This window comes from Streptomyces sp. NPDC006529, assembly GCF_040611795.1.
GTDB lineage: Bacteria > Actinomycetota > Actinomycetes > Streptomycetales > Streptomycetaceae > Streptomyces.
In genome coordinates this window covers 1-1,391 of sequence record NZ_JBEXPB010000128.1, presented here as the reverse complement: position 1 = coordinate 1,391, position 1,391 = coordinate 1, and the positions used below count along the sequence as shown (strand labels likewise).

1 protein-coding gene is annotated in these 1,391 nt (G+C 72.8%); it reads right to left on the bottom strand.

The genetic code is table 11. The features are described 5' to 3' along the window. A partial coding sequence (locus ABZY31_RS31220; RefSeq protein WP_356417061.1) for a polyketide synthase dehydratase domain-containing protein occupies nt 1-1,391 on the bottom strand: 1,391 nt, incomplete at both ends.

Here is a 1,391-nt window from a genome sequence, read left to right as displayed (position 1 = left end):
TCCGCGAACACCTGCGCACCCTCACCCAGCACCAGCCAGTCGTCGAACGACCCGACCGCAGCCACCGACGTCCACTCCACCCGGAACAGCGAGTCGTACGCGCCCGTGCGCTGCCCGAGCCGGTCGGGCGAGAAGGCACGCAGGGTCAGCCTGTCCACCGAGGCGACCGGCGCACCGTCCGCGTCGGCGATGTCCAGCCGCACCGCGTCCCGGCCGGCCCGGGAGAGCCGTACGCGCAGGGCGTCCGCACCCGTGGAGCGGACGGACACGCCGGACCAGGAGAACGGCAGCCGCCCCTGACCGGTGTCCTCCACCAGCGAGCCGAGGTTGATGGCGTGCAGCGCAGAGTCCAGCAGGGCCGGGTGGATCGTGAAGTAGGCGGCCTCCGGGGCGGTTTCTGGGGCCAGAGCGACCTCGGCGAAGAGCTCCTCGCCGCGGCGCCAGGCGGCTTGCAGGCCCTGGAACACGGGACCGTAGCCGAAGCCGGAGTCCCCGAGCACGTCGTAGAGGCCGTCCACCGGGACGGGCTTCGCTCCGGTCGGCGGCCAGGCCGCGAGGTCGAACACCCGGGGCTCGGTTTCGTCCTCGGCCAGGACCGCGGTGGCGTTCCGCACCCAGGGTTCGTCGGCCGCCGCGCGGTCGTCACGGGAGTGGAAGACCACGGAGCGGCGGCCCGACTCGTCGGGGGCCGCGACCGTGACCTGGAGCTCGACGCCGCCGTCCTCGGGGAGGACCAGCGGTGCGGCCAGCGTCAGGTCGTCGACGAGGCCGCAGCCGACCTGCTCACCGGCCCGCAGCGCCAGCTCGACGAAGGCCGTGCCGGGCAGGAGGACGGAACCCATGACCGTGTGGTCCGCGAGCCAAGGGTGGGTGGCCGCCGACAGCCGACCGGTGAGGAGGAGGCCATCGGCGTCGGCCAGGGTCACCGAGGCGCCGAGCAGCGGGTGGTCTGCGGAGCGGAGACCCACGGTGGTGACGTCCGCACCGAGGGTGCCGGTGTCGAGCCAGTAGTGCTCGCGTTGGAAGGCGTACGTGGGCAGGTCTACGCTCTCGGCTCCGGTACCGGCGTGGTACGCGGTCCAGTCGACGGCGAGGCCGCGGACGTGTACGAGGGCGAGGGCCTCGATGACGGCCCCGGCCTCGGTACGGTCCTTGCGGAGGGCGGACGCGAAGGCGGCGCCTTCTCCGGAGACGCAGTCCTGAGCGAGGGCCGACAGGACGCCGTCAGGCCCGAGTTCGACGTAGGTGGTGACCCCTGCCGCCTCCAGCGTCCGGACACCGTCGAGGAAGCGGACACCTTCACGGACGTGCCGCACCCAGAACTCCGCCGAACCCATCTCGTCCGAAACCAACGCACCCGTCAGGTTGGAGACGACCGGGATCCGCGGAGC